This window comes from Duganella sacchari, assembly GCF_900143065.1.
Lineage (GTDB): Bacteria > Pseudomonadota > Gammaproteobacteria > Burkholderiales > Burkholderiaceae_D > Rugamonas > Rugamonas sacchari.
This window is the reverse complement of sequence record NZ_FRCX01000007.1, coordinates 118,693-135,411: the sequence shown is the minus strand read 5'-3', so window position 1 is coordinate 135,411 and position 16,719 is coordinate 118,693. Positions and strand designations below refer to the sequence as shown.

Sequence of the window (16,719 nt, the reverse complement as noted above, 5' to 3'; positions counted from 1 at the left end):
ATCACACAAAATCACGCGTGTGCCGCGCTTTGTATTTCAGTCAGGGCACACTGCATGATGTCGGGGTGGCGTCCCAGCGCGACGTGGCCTATGGCGCCGAACACCAGATTGCGCGCGCCGGGCAGGTCGCTGGAGTCTTGCGGCGCGATGATGTTGTCATGGACAGAGTAGATGGAACTGATCAACATGCGTTGCGTATTTGCCTCAGATGCAGCCAGTGCATCCAGCCAGGCGCTGTCGCGGCGCATCTGTTCGGCATTGCTGCCCGGTCCGAAATGGGCCAGCGCCGTGCCGTGATGCGGCGTGCCCAGCGTGATCACGCGCGCAATCTGCGCATCGCCGTAGCGGCGCAGATAGGCCCGCGCCACCAGCCCGCCCATGCTGTGGCCGAGGATGATGACTTGCGCGCTGCCAGTCTCGGCGCATAGCCGCGCAACGGCGGCCTGCACCTGCGGCGCGTAGTCGTCGATGGAGGCGCCCGGCGGCTCGAGGTCGATACCGTAGTGGCTGATGCGCGCCTGCGCCAGCAGCTTGCTCATCGGTAGCCAGTAGCCGCTGTTGCAGGCATAGCCGTGGATCAGCAGCACCGGCAAGCCGCGGGCGTCCAGCTGCAGCTGCAGGCCGATGGGCCGCAGCATGTAGTACGAGGAGGTCAGCATCGATGAACTGAATTCGTGCCAGAACAGGCTGGCCGCGCTGAACAGGTTCAGCGTGTGGTCGGGCGGCGTGACGCTGCCCGCGCGCCAGCTCAGATAAAAATTGTTGGCCGAAATCGCCAGGCGCACCAGCAGCACCGCCAGCACGCCGCAGGCGAGGTAGAACGCGGCCGTTGCGGACGTGCTCAGCTCGGCCCGCCAGGCGGGCCGCCACCAGGAATAAAGTCCGGTCGCCAGCAAGCCCATGAAGACGGCTTGCAGCACCAGCAGCAGTATCAGCAGTCGTTTAATCATGACTGCATGATACCGTGTTTCAGCTGCGCACCGGGCGCGCTGCCGGTTGCCCGGTCAGCTCCTGCGCCAGGCCGCTGGCCAGCCGCGCCGTGATGCCGAAAATCGACAGCTGCGGATTGGCGCCAATCGAGGTCGGAAACAGCGAACCGTCATGCACCGACACATTGGCCAGGCCGTGGTAGCGGCCATGCGCGCTGGTGACGCCCAGCCGTTCATCGTCCGACATGCCGCAACCGCCCATCACGTGCGCCGATACCACGCGCGTTTGCAGCAGCTTCATGGGCAAGGCCTTGATGCCGGCCTGGGCCTGCGCCCAGCTGCTGTAAGCCAGCGCCTGCTCATGCGTGGGCGTGACCGTTTTGGCGCCCGCAGCAAACTGGATCTCGGCCATGGTCAGCATGGCGCGCCGCGCGCCGTCCCACAGGAAGTCGCTGATCGGATAGTCCAGCAGCGGTGCGCCATCGCCCTGCAGCCCCACGCTGCCGCCGGGCGCATCCGGATGGAAGCCGTCGCGCAGCAGCGCCAGCAAGGCGTGCACATGCGGGAACTGCTGCATCACGGCCGCATGTTCGGCGCCAAAGCCGGACATGGTGCTCGACAGCAGCAGCGGATGCAGCGGCGGCGCCTCCAGCTTGTAGCCGATCGGACCGTCGATGGGTTCAGTGTGCAGAAAATGGTCCGAATACACGGTCTGCGGCGCGCCCGCATAGCCATCCACGCGCTGCGCGAAAATGCCGGCCGAGATAATCGTGGGGTGCAGGAAGGTGCGCTTGCCCAGCAGGCCGTGCGGATCGGGCGCCATCGAGCGCAGCAGCAAGGCAGGCGTGTTGATGGCGCCGCCGGACAGCACAAAATGCTTGGCCCGCAAGGTCACCCGGCGGCCATTGGCTGACAGGCCATCGGCAGTCAGGGCCACGCATTCCAGCGCCGTGACGCGGTCGCCCTTGATCACGAGTTTGTCAGCGCGCACGCGCGTGAGCAGGCTGGCGCCATGCTGCAAGGCTGACGGTATCGTCGTCACCAGCATCGACTGCTTGGCGTTGGTCGGACAGCCCATGCCGCAGTAACCGAGGTTCCAGCAGCCATTGACGTTGCGGCGTATCAGGCCGGTCGGGATGTTGAGCTGGCTGGCGCCGCGCCGCAGCAGGTCATTGTTCTCGTTGGGCGGCGCCTGCCAGTCTACGATGTTGAGGCGCTGCTCCATCATGCCAAACCACGGCGCCAGCGCTTCCGGCGTATAGTCTTTCAAGCCAAACTGTTTATTCCAATAGCGCAGCGTGATGTCCGGCGTGCGGAAGCTGCTGGTCCAGTTGACCGTGGTGGTGCCGCCCACGGTGCGGCCCTGCAGGATGTTGATGCCCTTGTCCCTGGTCTTGCGCGCGGCGGACTCCTGGTACAGCGCCGGATAGGCCTCGGCCTCGCGCATCTTGAAGTCTTTGGACGACTTGAGCGCCCCCTCTTCCACGATCAGCACCTTGAGGCCGGACAGCGCCAGGATTTCCGCCGTCACGCCGCCGCCCGCGCCGCTGCCGACGATGACCACGTCCGCCTCCAGCGTCTGGTCGGCCTGCAACTGGGCGCCGTCGGTGACTTGCCAGCCCGCCGCCAGGCCGGCCTGAATCGGATCCGGTATCACACTCATGCCAGCAACTCCTTGAGCGGTCCCGGATAGCCGATGCTGTCCCAGGTGGACGGATCGGCATACCAGGCGCCGATAATCAGGTCATGCAGCGCGTGGTACGCCACCTGCAGCGTCTGCAGGCTGTGCGTGCGCCAGCTTTGCAGGAAAGCCGTGACCTGGCGCGCATCGGCCTGCTCCCAGCCGCCCGCCACGCCAGCCAGCAGCCGGCGCGCCGGTCCCAGCGCCAGCAGGCCGAACAAATCCTGCACTTCCTTTTGCGTCGCCAGCGGCAAGCCCAGCACGGCGTCGCGCACGCGCTGGCTGGCCGCGGTCAGGGCCCCCGCGCGCGCGGCCGGCTCGGCCGGCAGCACTGGCCCCAGCATGACGGGAATCACGGCGTTGAGCACGGTTTGCGCCGGACCTTCAAGCGCGAAGCGGTTCGGGCTGCCCGGCGGATGGGCCAGGCGATAGAGGGCGCCGCCGGCAGCGAGTGTAAACGCGCCGGCCACGCCGATCTTCAGAAAAGATCTGCGGGATGTCTGCATTGTCTCCGTCCATTTTTATGGTTTGGGCTAGTGTAAGCGAAAGCGCAACACCGCCTCCAGGCAAAAATAGAGGGTGGCGTCTAGTCAGGCCACCACCGCCGGCAAATAGTGCGCGCAGAATTCCGGCGGCATGCGGCGCGCGCGGCCGCTGCTGATGTCGATGCAGATCAGCTCCCAGCGGCCGCGCATCACCGTCACGCCATCACGGGCGCGCAACAGCTGGAAACGGCGCTCCATGTTGAGCTTGCCGTCGGTGGCGTACAGCCAGGTGCCCAGCAGCAGCGCTTCACCGGCCGTGGTCGGCAGGATGTAATCGTATTCCGCGCGGCGGATCGCCATGGCGCGGTCCAGCCGGCGGTAATCCGCCAGAGCCAGGCCCAACGCTTCCGAGTGCGCCCAGCCGGCCTTCTCGCACCACTGCACGTAGACCGCATTGTTGGTATGGTCGAGCCCATCGATATCGCCGGCGGCCGGCGCCAGCGTCAAAATGAACGGCTGCGGATGGTCCCAGTTCATGGTTCCTCCTTGCGGCCAGCCCCAGCCCCAGCCATCCTGCGGGCGATGCCGCGCAGGATGTTGACCTCTTCTGTTTCCAGCTGCGTGCGCGCAAACAGGCGTTTCAGGCGCGGCATCAGCTTGCGCGGATTGTCGGCGTCCAGGAAACCGATCGCGACCAGGCCCTGCTCCAGATGGGCATACATGCCCTCGATCTGCGCCAGGCTGGCCGCTTCGCCCTGGAAGCCGACCTCGCTGGCGTCGCCCACCGGCAGGCGCGGCGTATGCACCACGCCGCTGCCCTCCAGCACCGCCATGCGGCATTCATAGGCCAGCACCTGCGCCGCCTGCGACAAATTCAGCGAGGAATATGCGGGATTGGCGGGAATATTGATTAAAACATTACACTGCTCCACGAGCTCATTGGGCAAGCCAAAGCGCTCATTGCCAAAAATCAGCGCCGCACGCAGGTCCGGCTGCGCCACCAGCTGGCCGGCAAACTGGCGCGGCGACAGCACCGGCGGCGAAAACTCGCGCAGGCGCGCCGACACGGCGGCCGCGTAATTGACGCCGTCCAGCGCCTCCGCCATGCTGCCCACCACGCGCGCATTGGCCAGGATGTCCTGGGCGCCGCTGGCAAACGCCACCGCTTCGGGGTCGTGCACGGCATCGTCAAAGCGGGGATTGACCAGCACCAGCTCGCTGTAACCCATGGTTTTCATGGCCCGCGCCACCGCCCCGATATTGCCTGCGCGGCTGGTTTCGACCAGAATAAATCGCAGATGTTTAAAAAGATTCGTGTTGATTTGGGGCAGGTTCATTTAAAATAGAGGATTCGCGCGGTTTCGGAACAGGCATTCAGACCGAATTCTACCCTGTCGTCACCGCCCCGCTCTTTGTCATTTTGTCTCCTGTCGTGCCGCCGGGCTGGAATTCCCCCGGTGGGCGTTAGCATTTTTTTACGGAAAAGCCCATGCATCCAATGATCAATACGGCCGTGAAGGCCGCCCGCCGCGCTGCCGCCGTCATCAACCGCGCCTCGTTCGACCTCGATCGCGTGATCGTGACCGAAAAGAACCACAAGGACTTCGTCACCGACGTTGACCAGGCCGCCGAACAAGCCATCATCGAAGTGCTGTCGAAAGCCTACCCGGACCACGCGTTCCTGGGTGAAGAATCCGGCGCTTCCGCGAATGCCCACGACGAGGCAGAATACACCTGGATCATCGACCCGATCGATGGCACCACCAACTTCATGCACGGCTTCCCGCAGTACTGCATCTCGATCGCGCTGTCGCAGCGTGGCGTGATCACCCAGGGCATCATCTACGACCCGGTCCACAACGACCTGTTCACCGCCACCAAGGGCGCCGGCGCCTACCTCAACGAAAAACGTATCCGCGTCGGCAAGCTGGACCGCATCGCCAACGCCCTGCTCGGCACCGGCTACCAGACCGGCAACCCGCAAGCGCTCAAGGAATACCTGGAAATGTACGGCGTCATGGCCGAGCGCAGCCAGGGCATCCGCCGCGCCGGCAGCGCCGCGCTGGACCTGGCCTACGTCGCCTGCGGCCGCCTGGACGGCTTCTATGAAAAAGGCCTGAAGCCATGGGACATCGCTGCAGGCGCCCTGATGGTCAGTGAAGCCGGCGGCATCATCGCCGAGTTCAACGGCGAATCGGACTATCTGTACAAAGGCGACATCATTGCCGCCAGCCCCAAAGTCTTTGGACAAATGATCGGTTTGCTGACGCCCTACGCATAAGCTGCCCAAGCCCCCGCTGTTACAAAATAAAGGGAGCGATCGCTCCCTTTTTTACTGGCGAAGTATTTCCCAGTTGAAACTAGATGCTATACTGAAAGCAGCGATCCCTCATCGCAATCACAGAACACCCCCCTGATTTTTACATAAAGTTAATATGTCTTTTTCCTCACTCGGTTTGTCCGACGCCCTGATCCGCGCTGTTAGCGAGACCGGCTACACCTCGCCCACGCCAATTCAGCAGCAGGCCATCCCGGCCGTCCTGAATGGCGGCGACCTGCTGGCAGGCGCGCAAACCGGTACCGGCAAAACGGCCGGCTTCACCCTGCCGCTGCTGCATCGTTTATCGACCGACGCCGTCGGCGCCAAACTGACCAGCAACAAATCGCCACGCGCGATCCGCGCACTGATCCTGACCCCGACCCGCGAACTGGCGGCCCAGGTCGAGGAAAGCGTGCGCGTGTATGGCAAATACACCCAGCTCAACTCCGCCGTGATCTTTGGCGGCGTCGGCATCAACCCGCAGATCAAGCAACTCAAGCACGGCGTCGACATCCTGGTCGCCACGCCGGGCCGTCTGCTCGACCACATGGAACAAGGCACGGTCGACCTGACCAAAATTGAAATCCTGGTGCTCGACGAAGCCGACCGCATGCTCGACATGGGCTTCATCCGCGACATCCGCAAAGTGCTGGCCAAGCTGCCGCCGAAGCGCCAGAACCTGCTGTTCTCGGCCACCTTCTCGGACGAGATCAAGGCGCTGGCCGACGGCCTGCTGGACAAGCCGGCCACGATCGAAGTGGCACGCCGCAATTCGACGGTGGAAATCATTGCCCAGAAAATCCACCCGGTCGACCGCGACAAGAAGCATCCGCTGCTGGCCCACCTGATCAAGACCAACAAATGGACCCAGGTGCTGGTCTTCACCCGCACCAAGCACGGCGCCAACAAGCTGGTCGAACAGCTGGAAAAAGACGGCATCGGCGGCATGGCTATCCACGGCAACAAGAGCCAGTCGGCCCGCACCCGTGCGCTCAGCGAATTCAAGGATGGCAGCCTGCAAGTGCTGGTCGCCACCGACATCGCCGCGCGCGGCATCGACATCGACCAGCTGCCGCACGTGGTCAACTACGACCTGCCGAACGTGCCGGAAGACTATGTGCACCGGATTGGCCGTACCGGCCGTGCCGGCGCGACCGGCGAAGCCGTATCGCTGGTGTGCGTGGACGAGCACGACATGCTGAAAGACATCGAAAAGCTCATCAAGCAGACCCTGCCGCGCGACGTGATCCCAGGTTTCGAACCGGATCCAAGCGCACGTCCGCAGCCGATCCAGCTGCGCAGCGGCGGTCCGGGTCACCGCAATGGTGGCAACCGCAACGGCGGCGCCGCGCGCAAGCCAGGTCACGCCAGCACCAACACCAATAGCGGCAACGCCAACAAGCCACGCGCCGCCAGCGGCAACAACAACGGCAGCGCACCACGCGGCAACGGCGGCGGTCCACGCCCAAGCGGCAACAGCAACGGTCCCCGCAGCGCCGCCCAGCACCGCTCCGGCGGCCGCGGCCGCTAACACTCCGGGGTCAGGTCCGCCAATTGAACACGGCCTGGTCTGTAGCGGCTTGCTACAGACCAGGCCGTGTTCAATTGGCGGACCTGACCCCGGATTTGGATTAGGATAGCGCTTCAGTCACTGCTCTTTGCGCCATGCCTAAATTCGCCGCCAATCTGTCGATGCTGTTTGCCGACGCGCCGTTCCTCGACCGCTTCGCCCTCGCCCGCGCGGCCGGCTTTGATGCGGTCGAGTTTCTTTTCCCTTACGCTTATCCCGCTGCACAGATCGCCGAGCACCTGCAGCGCCATCAGCTGAAGCTGGTGCTGTTCAATCTGCCTGCGGGCGATTGGGAGGGCGGCGATCGCGGCATGGCCTGTCAGCCGGCGCGCGTCGCGGAGTTTCGCCGCGGTGTCGCCCAGGCGCTCGCATACGCACAGGCGCTTGGCGTCACGCAGCTGCACTGCATGGCCGGCAAGCTGCCGCCGGGCCTGACGCCGGCGCTTGCACGCGCCACCTACCTCGATAACTTGCGCTACGCCGCACAGCAGGCGCACGCGGCCGGCGTCGATGTGCTGATCGAGCCGATCAACCATTACGATATGCCCGGCTATTTCCTCAACCGCAGCAGCCAGGCGCTGGATATCATCGCCGAGGCCGCCTGCCCCAACCTGTTCCTGCAGTACGACATCTACCACATGCAGCGCATGGAGGGCGAGCTGACCAATACCATCCAGGCCAATCTCAAGCTCATCAAACACATGCAGATTGCCGATACGCCGGGCCGCCACGAACCCGGCACCGGCGAAATCAATTATCGCCACCTGTTCGCCTTCATCGACCAGCTCGGCTACGATGGCTGGCTCGGCTGCGAGTACATTCCCGCCGGCGATACCAGCGCCGGCCTGGCCTGGCGACAGACGCTGACCACTTGATCTGCGTTGGCGCAACACGGAGATATTCACCACCGGCAACAATCGTCCCACCCACTGCGGAGTGCCCATGAAACTGTCCCGCCTGTTGTTCATCCTCGGCTTGCTGGCCGTCCTCAGCGGCTGCGCCAGCAGTACGCCGCGCATGGCCGATGTCCGTGCCTTTGCGGCGGAGTCGCCCAAGCTGAACGCCTACCACGAACTCACCGAGCGTTACCGCGGCACCTACCAGCGCGAGCAGCCTTTCCTCGCGCCCGCCGCCGACGCCAGCGAGCGCTCGCTGGATGCGCGCCGCCAGCAGGCCTGCGATGATTTCGTCAAACTCCACGACGGCCTGCAAATCTATATGCAGACACTGGGCAAGCTGGCCGGCGACGGCCAGTATGACTTGGAAGATGGCATCAAGAACCTCGGCACCGGCATCAAGGCCTGGCCTGATTCGGGGCTGGAGGATCGCCACGTGAATGCCTACGCCGGCCTGGCGCGTCTGCTGAGCCGCGCCATTACCCGGCCGCTGCAGGAACGTGCCGTCAACGATGTGATGCGCGAGGGCCAGCAGCCAGTGCAGGAGATACTGGACGCCATGCGCACCTTGCTGCGCCTGTACGACAAGACCAGCGAGAACGAGGCCCGCACCGTGCTTGGCATGCTGGAAACCGAAATCCCCTATCTCGATCCCCAGCGCGACCGTCTGCTACTGGCGCTGGCCCGCTCGCGCCAGCAGGAGAAACAAACGGAATACCGTCTCGTCGGCCTGCGCTACACGCTGGCCCGCAAGAATCTGGACATGATTGAACAGCAGCACCGCGCACTGGTCGCGCAAATTCCCCAGCAACCCTGATCCGGAGACGCCATGCCCCAGGCCCACGATATCGAAGCGCTGGCCGACGCGCTGTCCGCCAGCGCCAATGCCTTGCACCTGCAGCTGATGCGCGCGATCCGCGCCGGTGCGCCGCGCGAGGAGGCGCAAGCGCTGTTTGCCAATGAGGTTGCGCTGCGCACGCAGGCCGACAGTCTCTACCTCGACGCCGCCCACCTGGCCGCCGCCGGCCTCGACGCCGACCAGCTGCAGCTAAGCGACGTCACGCAGCGCGCCCAGGCCACTATTGCGCGCATCGACAAGCTCAAGGATCTGCTCGATCTGAGCGCCGATCTGCTGTCGCTGGGCGCCGCCATCGCCACCGGCAAGCCGGATCACATTCTGGCGCCGTTTGAAAAACTCAAGCAACACCTCGCAACGCTGTAGAACAAATCGCGCAGGCGCCGGTCCAATGCCGTAAGGAGCGCGCGGCATGAATGGACTGGACGAGCAACAATGGCAAGCCCTGCAGGCGCGGCTCGAACGTGCCCGCAGTGCGCTACTCAGTCAGCTGGCGGATGACCTCGATCGCAGCACCGACTTGCGCCTGCCCTTGCCGCATGTGGTGGAAGCCTCGCCCGCCGACAACGCCAGCCAGCGCGCGCTGCACGCGGCAGTGCACGAGGCAGCCACGCTGACCTCGCAGCAGCTGGACATCGTGCGTCACGCGCTGAACAAATTCGGCGGCCAGCACTATGGCTTGTGTGAGCGCTGCGGCGAGGTCATCGGCTACTCGCGGCTCAACGCCCGGCCGGAAGCGCGCCTGTGCATTGCGTGCCAGACGCGGCTGGAGCAGCCGCGCCGCTAAGCCTCAGTCGTCGCTGAGCCAGGGGTGGTTGCGGATCTTGGCGACCTGGCGCTGCGCCATGAGGCGCCACAGTTGCAGCGCATCGGCTTGCGCCAGTGCGTGCATGGTGCGCGGCGATGCCAGCGCAATCTCGCAGTCGCGGTCCGACCATTCGGCAAAGCGCACCGCGCCGCCGCTCGAGACTTCCATTTCGTACATGAGACCGTCGTCGTAACCAAAGCGCAGTACGGCGCTGCCGGGGCCGCCATCGGGATGGGCGGTCTTGCCGTTGTAGACGTCAGCCAGTGCCGACGCCATCTGGGCTTCGGACGGCGCGGTCACATCGCGTCCGTCCGCACGAGTGAGCACTAGCCATGCCTGAGTCATTGCCGCCTCCCGCTCTTCGGTTGGGTATCTAGCGGCTATCATACCGAAAATCGCCCCGTGCGCAGGCATCGTCTCGCATAAGCAACAGTAAGCAACAATAAGCAACAATCAGCAACAGCGGGCTTGCTGGCGGCGATAGCAAGCCGACATTGTTGCCAGGCTCAGACCAGTTCGGGCAGTGAATTGGGATTGAAGTCGCGCCAGTCACCGCCGCTGATTGCACCCTCGGCGCGCTCGATATCGCGTGCGCCCAGGCGGCGCAGCACTTCCAGCGCGCGCTGCTCATGCGCGGCATCGTCCACCGCCACGGCGATCATCATGCCGGACTTGCGCGGCGCCAGCTGATTGCTGCCGTCCTTGTCCGGTTCGCCCGCTTCCTTCATCTTGTGCAGGCTGTACAGCGAACCCACGTGGGCGCCGACCAGGGCCCCCACTACCGGTCCCACCGGCCCCGTGAGGGGAATGGTGGCCGCGCCGGCGACTGCGCCCGCCACCGCGCCGGTGGCGCCGCCCTTGACCACGCCTTCGTCGCTTTCCTTGGCGCCTGGCGATTTGTCATGGTCGCCGCCCAGCTCGTACACATCGTGCTGCCCCGGCGGATTAACGTAAAAGGAACTGATGCGCGTTGCGGCAAAACCGGCGTCCAGCAGCGCCAGGCGCGCATCGGCAATTTCATCCTGCAACTGGAAATGGCCCGCAATAATCGTGCTCATAACATTCTCCTGATTCGGCGTTGGAGGCAGTGTCGCCCGCATGGCCACAGGCGTCCGTTCGCTTGCGCACTATTTCGCCGTATAATCGATTGATAGTATTTTCGAGCAGCCAGCTTCCATTTCGATAGGAACGCCTGATGGAGTTCGACGACCCAACGCCGCCGCTGTACCAGCCGCTGGTCGATCTGCGCAACGGCGCCGTCGCCAGCCTGGAGGCACTGCACACCGGTGCGGACAGCCTGCCCGCGCTGCGGCGGTCGTGCCAGGACCGGCAGCACTGGCAAGGCGGCGTGCTCGATGGCGGCGATCTCCAGGTGGCCATCAACGTCGCGCCGGCGCAGCTGCATGACCCGCACTTCGGTCCCGCCGTGGCGGCGCTGCTGGACCAGTACGCAATCCAGCCGGCGACGCTGACGCTGGAACTCAGCGAAGCCACGTTGACCAAGAATCCCACCGCCAGCGACAGCGCACTGGCGTTCTTCAAACAGCTGGGCGCCTGCCTCACGCTGGACCAGTTCGGTTCAGGCCCGGCCTGCCTGCGCAATCTGAAACGCTATCCCTTCGATTACATCAAGCTCGACGCCGCCTGCGTGACGCACGTGGCGGACGATGAAGGCGCGGCCGCCATGTGCCAGGCCCTGATCGCCATGGCCCACTATCTCGGCATCCGCGTGGCCGCCGACGGCGTGCACACCGAAGCCCAGTGCGCCTTCCTGCGCAATAATCTGTGCGACCTGATACAGGGGCCGTTTTACGCGCCGCCGCTGACGCCAACCGAGGTGGGCGCGCTGCTGCGCGAAGACCGCCGCCTGCCGCCGCATCTGCTGCGCGTGCAGGCCAGGCGGCGCTGCCTGCTGCTGGTCGATGACGAGGCCAATATCCTGTCCGCGCTGCGGCGCCTGCTGCGCCCGGACGGCTACGAGATCCTGAGCGCCGACTGCGGCGAACAGGGCCTGGAGCTGCTGGCCCGGCAGCCGGTCGATGTCATCATCTCCGACCAGCGCATGCCGGGCCTGAGCGGCGCCGACTTCCTGCGCCAGGCGCGCATCCTGCGGCCCGATACCATCCGCATCATGCTGTCCGGCTACACCGAGCTGCAATCGGTCACCGATGCCGTCAACGAGGGCGCGATCTACAAATTTCTCACCAAGCCATGGAACGATGACCACCTGCGCGCGCACCTGCGCGACGCCTTCCGCCTCAAGGAAATCGCCGACGACAATCTGCGCCTGACCATGGAGGTGCGCAACGCCAACCACGAACTGGCCAGCGCCAACCGCCGCATGGAACAGTTGCTGCACCAGATGCAGCGCCAGATCGACCGCGATGAGATCAGCCTCAACATCGCGCACGACATCCTGCAGCAGTTGCCGCTGCCCGTGATCGGCATGGACGACGTCGGCATGATCGCGTTCGTCAACGGCGCCGCCGGCCGCCTGTTCCAGCGCAGCGGCGCCCTGCTCGGCAATGCGGCCAGCGCGGTGCTGCCGGCGCTGTTCCCGGGCGGCGCCCTGCCGCCTCCCGGCCATCTGGCCCATATCGACGGCCTGCGCTACGCCGTGCAGGCCTATCCGATGGGACTGCATTCCGCCTCGCGCGGCAGCCTCATCACGCTGAGCCACTGCGAGGACGCACCATGAGCCACATCGCCCTGGACGAGGTGATACGCCGCATCCACGACCTGCCGTCGCTGCCGGCCGTGGTGGCCGAGCTGCTGAGCAGCATGGCGCAGGAGGACGTCGATCTGCACTACCTGTCGGGCCGCATCGCGCTCGACCAGGCGCTCACCGCCAAGACGCTCAGGCTGGCCAATTCCTCGTTTTACGGCATGCCGTCCAAGGTCAACAGCATCCAGCAGGCGATGTCGGTGCTGGGGCTGCACAGCGTGCGGACGCTGGTCATGGCGTGCGGCGTCATCAGCGCCGTGCCACCGGCCGCCGGCAGCGCACTCGATTTCGACCTGTTCTGGCGCCAGGCGATTGCCACGGCCGTATGGGCGCGCGCGCTGGCCCGTCATCTGCGCCAGAGCCCGGACACGGCTTTCACTGCGGGGCTGCTGCACAACCTGGGCACGCTGGTGCTGGCCACACGCTTCCCGCAGGAGTACGTGGCAGTGCCAGCATGGCGCCAGGCACATGCCGATGCCAGCGTGGCGGATGCCGAACTGGCGGTGTTTGGCGTCGATCACGCGCACACCGGCAGCGCGCTGGCCGCCCACTGGCGATTCCCGCAGGCGATACAGGATGCCATCAGCCATCAGCACCGCGCCGACGCCATCGGGCTGGCGCAGGCGGTCGGGCTGGCGCATTGCCTGGCCGAGCCATCCGACGCCAGCCCGGCGCAGCGCGAACAGGCCTGGAGCACGCTGGCGTTCGACGACGAGCAGCGCCAGCAGCTTACGCAACAGTGTCCGCTGATGGTCAGCGACCTGTGTCAGATCCTGGTCAGTTAAAGTTAAGGACGCACGACGATGAAACTTCCTTCACAGGCAGAAGTCGCCCTCTCCGAATTCTTCGATGGCCACCCGGTCGCCACGTTTGCCATCAACCGCCACCATGTCATCACGCACTGGAACAAGGCTTGCGAACAGCTGCTGGGCTGGACGCGCGCCTGCATGGTCGGCACGCGCAACCAGTGGCAGCCCTTCTACGCCAAGGAACGGCCGCTGCTGTCGGACCTGATTATCGATGGCGACGACAATATCGACCACCATTACCCCGGCCACAGCAAGCGCTCCACCTTGATTCCCGGCGCCTACGAGTCGGAAGACTTCTTTCCCAACATCGGCGCCAGCGGGCACTGGCTGCACTTCACCGCCGCGCCGCTGCGCGATGCGGAGGGCAATGTGGTAGGCGCCATCGAAACGCTGCGCGACGTCACCGAACGCCGCGTGGCTGAAAATGCGCTGCGCAAGGCCAAGGACGGCCTCGAGCACATCGTCGAGAAACGCACCGCCCAGCTGGCGCACGCCAACGACAGGCTGGAAGACGATATCCGCCAGCTCACCGAACTCAACGACCTGCTGTCCACCGCGCAGCAGCAACTGGTGCAGGCGGAGAAGATGGCCTCCATCGGCCAGCTGGCGGCAGGCGTGGCGCATGAAATCAACAATCCGATCGGCTACATCTTCTCCAATGTCGGCACCTTGCAAAACTATCTGGAGCAGCTGTTCGAGATGCTGGGCGCTTACCAGGAAGCAGAAACCAGCATCGCCCAGCCCGCCGTGACGGCACGCCTGCGCGCCATGCGCGAGCGCATCGACCTCGACTTCCTGCGCCAGGACATCCCGGCGCTGATGCGCGAGTCGCGCGAAGGCATCGTGCGGGTGCGCCACATCGTGGAAGACCTCAAGGATTTTTCACGCGCCGACGCCAGCCAGGAATGGAGCCGCGCCAATCTGCACCTGGGCATCGACTCCACGCTCAACATCGTCGCCAACGAGGTCAAATACCGCGCCGACGTGGTCAAGGCTTACGGCGATATTCCCGAGATCGAATGCCTGCCGCTGCAAATCAACCAGGTAGTGCTGAACCTGGTCATCAACGCGGCCCAGGCCATGGGACCGGAGCGCGGCACCATCACGCTGCGCACCGGCATGGCCGACGGCCAGACCGTCAGGCTGGAAGTGGAAGACACCGGCCACGGCATTGCGCCCGACGCGCTGTCGCGCATTTTCGATCCCTTCTTCACCACCAAGGCGGTCGGCAAGGGCACGGGGCTGGGGCTGTCGCTGGCCTACGGCATTGTGCAAAAACACGGTGGCCGCATCGAAGTCGATACCGAACTGGGACGCGGCAGCTGCTTTCGCGTGCTGCTGCCGGTACGCCATACGGAGGAACAATCATGAGCCGCATACTGCTGGTGGACGATGAACCGAATATGCTGAGCGCGCTGCAGCGCGCACTACGGCAAAGCAAGGCGCTGGCCGGCGCCCAGATTGAAACCTTCACCAATCCGTTCGAGGCGCTGAACCGCATCTGCGTGTGCGAGTTCGATCTGGTGGTGTCCGACTTCATGATGCCGGAAATGAGCGGCGGCGAATTCCTGCAGGCGCTCAAGGACGTGGCGCCCACCACGGTGCGTATCATGCTCAGCGCCTCCACCGATTTCAGGACAGCGATGGCGGCCATCAACGACGCCCATGTGTTCCGCTTCATTCCCAAGCCGTGGCAGCAGGCCGAGCTGGAGCAGAATATCCTGCAAGGACTGGAAGAACGTCAGCGTCTGCTGGCCGAAGCGGGCAAGGCGCCCACGCCGCAGGAAACCGAAGCGCAGCGGCTGGAAGACGAAGAGCCGGGCCTGTTGCGCGTGAAGCGCAGCGACGACGGCTCCATCATCCTGTAGCTACCAGCCGGCCACGGCGTAGGAAGACGGCTCCACCGGAGGCGGCGGGGGCGGCGGCGACATCCACTCGCGCGGATCGACCCGGTAGTATTTGAGGAATTCCTTGAACAGCTCGGGGTGATGTTCAGCCATCTGGTAGGGCTTTTCATAGAAGGTCTCGGTGGCCACTGCGAAGAACTCCGCCGGATTGGTGGCGCCGTAATGGTCCATCACCGTGTGCTGGCGGTACATCGCATGCAAGCGCAGATTCTGATAATCGCGCGACAGCACTTCCGACCATTCGCGGTAGCTGGCCGGGTTGCCCAGATACGGCGCCCCGTTGGCGCGGCCGGATTCACTATCGAGCTGGTGCGCAAACTCATGCAACACCACGTTGTGGCCGTCAGTCCAGTCGGCGGCGCCGCGCCGCACATTATCCCAGGACAGCACCACGCGGCCATCGTCCCACGATTCGCCCAGCATGCTCTGGTGGCCCGGCGTAATCACCCCGCCCGGCCCCACTTCGGCGCGCTGCGCCACGAATTCGCTCGGATACACGAGGATAGTGTGCAAGGCCGGATACACCTTGCTGGGGCGGTTCAGCAGCAGCAGGCAAGCCTGGCCGGCAATCGTCACCGCCATTTCATCGGTGACGTCCAGCCCTTCGCAGCCGATGAACTTTTTTTGATGCAGGAACTGCACCACCATGCGCCGCAACTGCTGCTGCAAGTCCGGGCTCATGTGGCGATATACGGGGATATTGCGCTGCAAAACCGCTTCCGCTTCGGGCGGCAAGGGCTGGGCCAGCACGCGCTGCAAGCGCCAGCGTGGGTAGATAAAGGGCAGCGCGATCGCCAGCGCCGTCAGGCCGATCCAGATCAAAGCTTCCATATGCCGCAGGGTCCGTAGGTTGTCTTGACGGCTAGTTGGGGTTGCTTGTTTACATTTCAATACATGCAAAACAGCCGACGCAGTCTGCACTGCACCGGCTGTTCGATGATACCCCTGCGGCGGGGACTTATTCGGCTTTTTGCTGGGACGGTGCGCTGCCAAACAGCGCGGCCACCAGTGGATCGCGCATCACCGGACCACGGTTGACGCGGATCGCGTAGTGGGTGTCGTCGGCCAGAATGTGGAAGTGGCGGCCATTGCCAGCCATGGCTTGCTCGCGCAGGCCTGGACGCTCCTTGCGTGGCGGTGCGCCTTCGCGCTTCGGCTGGGCGATGGCAGCCAGGAAGGCGGCGATGCGCTCCGGGTCCGGGGTCAGCTGGTACACGGCTTTGCCCAGGTAGGTGGCGGTGCCTTCGACATAGCGGGCCAGCTCGATCACGCCAGCTTCGCGCAGGTCGCGGATATATTTGCGGGCGCCGGACGGCGAGAATTTCAGGAACCAGGCGATTTCATCGGCCAGCATTTCGTGGTTGGACAGTTCGCCGATCAGCTTTTGCATGTTTTCAATGCGGCGCAGCGTGGCGGAGGTCGAACGCACGCGCTCGATTGACGCCATCGACAGGGCTGGCTTGCGGTCCAGGGGCGCCGGCGTCGACCGGTCCATCAAGGCAGTCAGGCGCGCCGTGGTGGATTGCATTTCCGGCGAGGCTTTCATCTCGTTTTGGACCAAGGTTTGTTGTTTGCTGACTGCGTGCATGAGAGCGCTCCTTTGAACATTTGGGTGTGGCGTTTGTTGCAAGAATGCCCGTTTGTGCAGTTGTAGTCTGTGCGGCAACGAACATTATTGGTCGTTAGTTCATTTAAGTTAGGACAATCGTGCGCAGCTTAAGTTTCAGCAGATG

Annotated in this window: 19 protein-coding genes; 10 read left to right on the top strand and 9 right to left on the bottom strand. The window is 64.5% G+C overall.

Annotation, left to right across the window (positions count from 1 at the left end; all coding sequences use genetic code 11):
• Positions 1-11 precede the first annotated feature (11 nt).
• The 5 genes from BUA36_RS16880 to BUA36_RS16860 all read right to left on the bottom strand — a co-directional run bounded on the left by BUA36_RS16880 (position 12) and on the right by BUA36_RS16860 (position 4,432).
• The gene (locus BUA36_RS16880) at positions 12-950 is read right to left on the bottom strand and encodes an esterase/lipase family protein (RefSeq protein WP_072786389.1); all 939 of its coding nucleotides are present in this window, start codon (positions 948-950) and stop codon (positions 12-14) included.
• Between the two features lie 19 nt (positions 951-969).
• On the bottom strand, positions 970-2,592 hold the full coding sequence (locus BUA36_RS16875) for a GMC family oxidoreductase (RefSeq protein WP_072786387.1): 1,623 nt from the start codon (positions 2,590-2,592) through the stop codon (positions 970-972).
• Positions 2,589-3,116, bottom strand: coding sequence for a hypothetical protein (locus tag BUA36_RS16870; RefSeq protein ID WP_072786385.1), 528 nt, complete (start codon positions 3,114-3,116; stop codon positions 2,589-2,591). The genes BUA36_RS16875 and BUA36_RS16870 overlap by 4 nt, the downstream gene beginning before the upstream one ends.
• Before the next feature lie 84 nt (positions 3,117-3,200).
• On the bottom strand, positions 3,201-3,632 hold the full coding sequence (locus tag BUA36_RS16865; protein ID WP_072786383.1) for an acyl-CoA thioesterase: 432 nt from the start codon (positions 3,630-3,632) through the stop codon (positions 3,201-3,203).
• Complete coding sequence (locus BUA36_RS16860) at positions 3,629-4,432, bottom strand: RNA methyltransferase (RefSeq protein ID WP_072786382.1); 804 nt, start codon at positions 4,430-4,432, stop codon at positions 3,629-3,631. The genes BUA36_RS16865 and BUA36_RS16860 overlap by 4 nt, the downstream gene beginning before the upstream one ends.
• A gap of 161 nt (positions 4,433-4,593) precedes the next feature.
• Here BUA36_RS16860 and BUA36_RS16855 point away from each other — a divergent pair, with 161 nt between their 5' ends.
• The 6 genes from BUA36_RS16855 to BUA36_RS16830 all read left to right on the top strand — a co-directional run bounded on the left by BUA36_RS16855 (position 4,594) and on the right by BUA36_RS16830 (position 9,524).
• The gene (locus BUA36_RS16855; RefSeq protein ID WP_072786778.1) at positions 4,594-5,376 is read left to right on the top strand and encodes an inositol monophosphatase family protein; all 783 of its coding nucleotides are present in this window, start codon (positions 4,594-4,596) and stop codon (positions 5,374-5,376) included.
• Between the two features lie 154 nt (positions 5,377-5,530).
• On the top strand, positions 5,531-6,946 hold the full coding sequence (locus BUA36_RS16850) for a DEAD/DEAH box helicase (RefSeq protein ID WP_072786380.1): 1,416 nt from the start codon (positions 5,531-5,533) through the stop codon (positions 6,944-6,946).
• A 134-nt stretch (positions 6,947-7,080) separates the two neighbouring features.
• A complete protein-coding gene (gene otnI, locus BUA36_RS16845; RefSeq protein WP_072786377.1) occupies positions 7,081-7,860 on the top strand; it encodes a 2-oxo-tetronate isomerase in 780 nt (259 codons plus the stop codon).
• A gap of 67 nt (positions 7,861-7,927) precedes the next feature.
• Positions 7,928-8,698, top strand: coding sequence for a hypothetical protein (locus BUA36_RS16840; protein ID WP_072786375.1), 771 nt, complete (start codon positions 7,928-7,930; stop codon positions 8,696-8,698).
• A gap of 12 nt (positions 8,699-8,710) precedes the next feature.
• The gene (locus BUA36_RS16835; RefSeq protein WP_072786372.1) at positions 8,711-9,103 is read left to right on the top strand and encodes a hypothetical protein; all 393 of its coding nucleotides are present in this window, start codon (positions 8,711-8,713) and stop codon (positions 9,101-9,103) included.
• A gap of 46 nt (positions 9,104-9,149) precedes the next feature.
• Positions 9,150-9,524, top strand: coding sequence for a TraR/DksA family transcriptional regulator (locus BUA36_RS16830; RefSeq protein WP_072786370.1), 375 nt, complete (start codon positions 9,150-9,152; stop codon positions 9,522-9,524).
• Positions 9,525-9,527: 3 nt separating this feature from the next.
• On the opposite strand, the gene BUA36_RS16825 is transcribed toward BUA36_RS16830, so the two are convergent.
• Positions 9,528-9,890, bottom strand: coding sequence for a hypothetical protein (locus BUA36_RS16825; protein ID WP_072786367.1), 363 nt, complete (start codon positions 9,888-9,890; stop codon positions 9,528-9,530).
• A gap of 161 nt (positions 9,891-10,051) precedes the next feature.
• A complete protein-coding gene (locus BUA36_RS16820; RefSeq protein WP_072786366.1) occupies positions 10,052-10,603 on the bottom strand; it encodes a glycine zipper domain-containing protein in 552 nt (183 codons plus the stop codon).
• A gap of 137 nt (positions 10,604-10,740) precedes the next feature.
• Between BUA36_RS16820 and BUA36_RS16815 the strand changes: the two genes are divergently transcribed.
• Genes BUA36_RS16815 through BUA36_RS16800 form a run of 4 tightly spaced genes read left to right on the top strand, consistent with a single transcriptional unit; the run spans position 10,741 to position 14,947 of the window.
• Positions 10,741-12,243 (top strand): EAL domain-containing protein, encoded by a 1,503-nt coding sequence (locus BUA36_RS16815; RefSeq protein ID WP_084560206.1) that lies wholly within the window; start codon positions 10,741-10,743, stop codon positions 12,241-12,243.
• Entirely contained in the window at positions 12,240-13,055 is an 816-nt protein-coding gene (locus BUA36_RS16810) for an HDOD domain-containing protein (protein ID WP_072786362.1), read from the top strand. Before BUA36_RS16815 ends, BUA36_RS16810 begins: the two co-directional genes overlap by 4 nt.
• Positions 13,056-13,073: 18 nt before the next feature.
• On the top strand, positions 13,074-14,450 hold the full coding sequence (locus tag BUA36_RS16805; RefSeq protein ID WP_072786361.1) for an ATP-binding protein: 1,377 nt from the start codon (positions 13,074-13,076) through the stop codon (positions 14,448-14,450).
• Positions 14,447-14,947 (top strand): response regulator, encoded by a 501-nt coding sequence (locus BUA36_RS16800; RefSeq protein ID WP_072786359.1) that lies wholly within the window; start codon positions 14,447-14,449, stop codon positions 14,945-14,947. The genes BUA36_RS16805 and BUA36_RS16800 overlap by 4 nt, the downstream gene beginning before the upstream one ends.
• On the opposite strand, the gene BUA36_RS16795 is transcribed toward BUA36_RS16800, so the two are convergent.
• Both BUA36_RS16795 and BUA36_RS16790 read right to left on the bottom strand, forming a co-directional pair.
• Complete coding sequence (locus BUA36_RS16795) at positions 14,948-15,817, bottom strand: M90 family metallopeptidase (RefSeq protein ID WP_072786357.1); 870 nt, start codon at positions 15,815-15,817, stop codon at positions 14,948-14,950.
• Between the two features lie 127 nt (positions 15,818-15,944).
• Entirely contained in the window at positions 15,945-16,574 is a 630-nt protein-coding gene (locus BUA36_RS16790) for a winged helix-turn-helix domain-containing protein (RefSeq protein WP_072786355.1), read from the bottom strand.
• Positions 16,575-16,719 lie beyond the last annotated feature (145 nt).

What these genes read in the sequence shown, in the direction of transcription:
- BUA36_RS16880 (WP_072786389.1), bottom strand. Translation starts at nt 950, where the DNA reads ATGATTAAACGACTGCTGATACTGCTGCTGGTGCTGCAAGCCGTCTTC.
- BUA36_RS16875 (WP_072786387.1), bottom strand. Translation starts at nt 2,592, where the DNA reads ATGAGTGTGATACCGGATCCGATTCAGGCCGGCCTGGCGGCGGGCTGG.
- BUA36_RS16870 (WP_072786385.1), bottom strand. Translation starts at nt 3,116, where the DNA reads ATGCAGACATCCCGCAGATCTTTTCTGAAGATCGGCGTGGCCGGCGCG.
- BUA36_RS16865 (WP_072786383.1), bottom strand. Translation starts at nt 3,632, where the DNA reads ATGAACTGGGACCATCCGCAGCCGTTCATTTTGACGCTGGCGCCGGCC.
- BUA36_RS16860 (WP_072786382.1), bottom strand. Translation starts at nt 4,432, where the DNA reads ATGAACCTGCCCCAAATCAACACGAATCTTTTTAAACATCTGCGATTT.
- BUA36_RS16855 (WP_072786778.1), top strand. Translation starts at nt 4,594, where the DNA reads ATGATCAATACGGCCGTGAAGGCCGCCCGCCGCGCTGCCGCCGTCATC.
- BUA36_RS16850 (WP_072786380.1), top strand. Translation starts at nt 5,531, where the DNA reads ATGTCTTTTTCCTCACTCGGTTTGTCCGACGCCCTGATCCGCGCTGTT.
- otnI (WP_072786377.1), top strand. Translation starts at nt 7,081, where the DNA reads ATGCCTAAATTCGCCGCCAATCTGTCGATGCTGTTTGCCGACGCGCCG.
- BUA36_RS16840 (WP_072786375.1), top strand. Translation starts at nt 7,928, where the DNA reads ATGAAACTGTCCCGCCTGTTGTTCATCCTCGGCTTGCTGGCCGTCCTC.
- BUA36_RS16835 (WP_072786372.1), top strand. Translation starts at nt 8,711, where the DNA reads ATGCCCCAGGCCCACGATATCGAAGCGCTGGCCGACGCGCTGTCCGCC.
- BUA36_RS16830 (WP_072786370.1), top strand. Translation starts at nt 9,150, where the DNA reads ATGAATGGACTGGACGAGCAACAATGGCAAGCCCTGCAGGCGCGGCTC.
- BUA36_RS16825 (WP_072786367.1), bottom strand. Translation starts at nt 9,890, where the DNA reads ATGACTCAGGCATGGCTAGTGCTCACTCGTGCGGACGGACGCGATGTG.
- BUA36_RS16820 (WP_072786366.1), bottom strand. Translation starts at nt 10,603, where the DNA reads ATGAGCACGATTATTGCGGGCCATTTCCAGTTGCAGGATGAAATTGCC.
- BUA36_RS16815 (WP_084560206.1), top strand. Translation starts at nt 10,741, where the DNA reads ATGGAGTTCGACGACCCAACGCCGCCGCTGTACCAGCCGCTGGTCGAT.
- BUA36_RS16810 (WP_072786362.1), top strand. Translation starts at nt 12,240, where the DNA reads ATGAGCCACATCGCCCTGGACGAGGTGATACGCCGCATCCACGACCTG.
- BUA36_RS16805 (WP_072786361.1), top strand. Translation starts at nt 13,074, where the DNA reads ATGAAACTTCCTTCACAGGCAGAAGTCGCCCTCTCCGAATTCTTCGAT.
- BUA36_RS16800 (WP_072786359.1), top strand. Translation starts at nt 14,447, where the DNA reads ATGAGCCGCATACTGCTGGTGGACGATGAACCGAATATGCTGAGCGCG.
- BUA36_RS16795 (WP_072786357.1), bottom strand. Translation starts at nt 15,817, where the DNA reads ATGGAAGCTTTGATCTGGATCGGCCTGACGGCGCTGGCGATCGCGCTG.
- BUA36_RS16790 (WP_072786355.1), bottom strand. Translation starts at nt 16,574, where the DNA reads ATGCACGCAGTCAGCAAACAACAAACCTTGGTCCAAAACGAGATGAAA.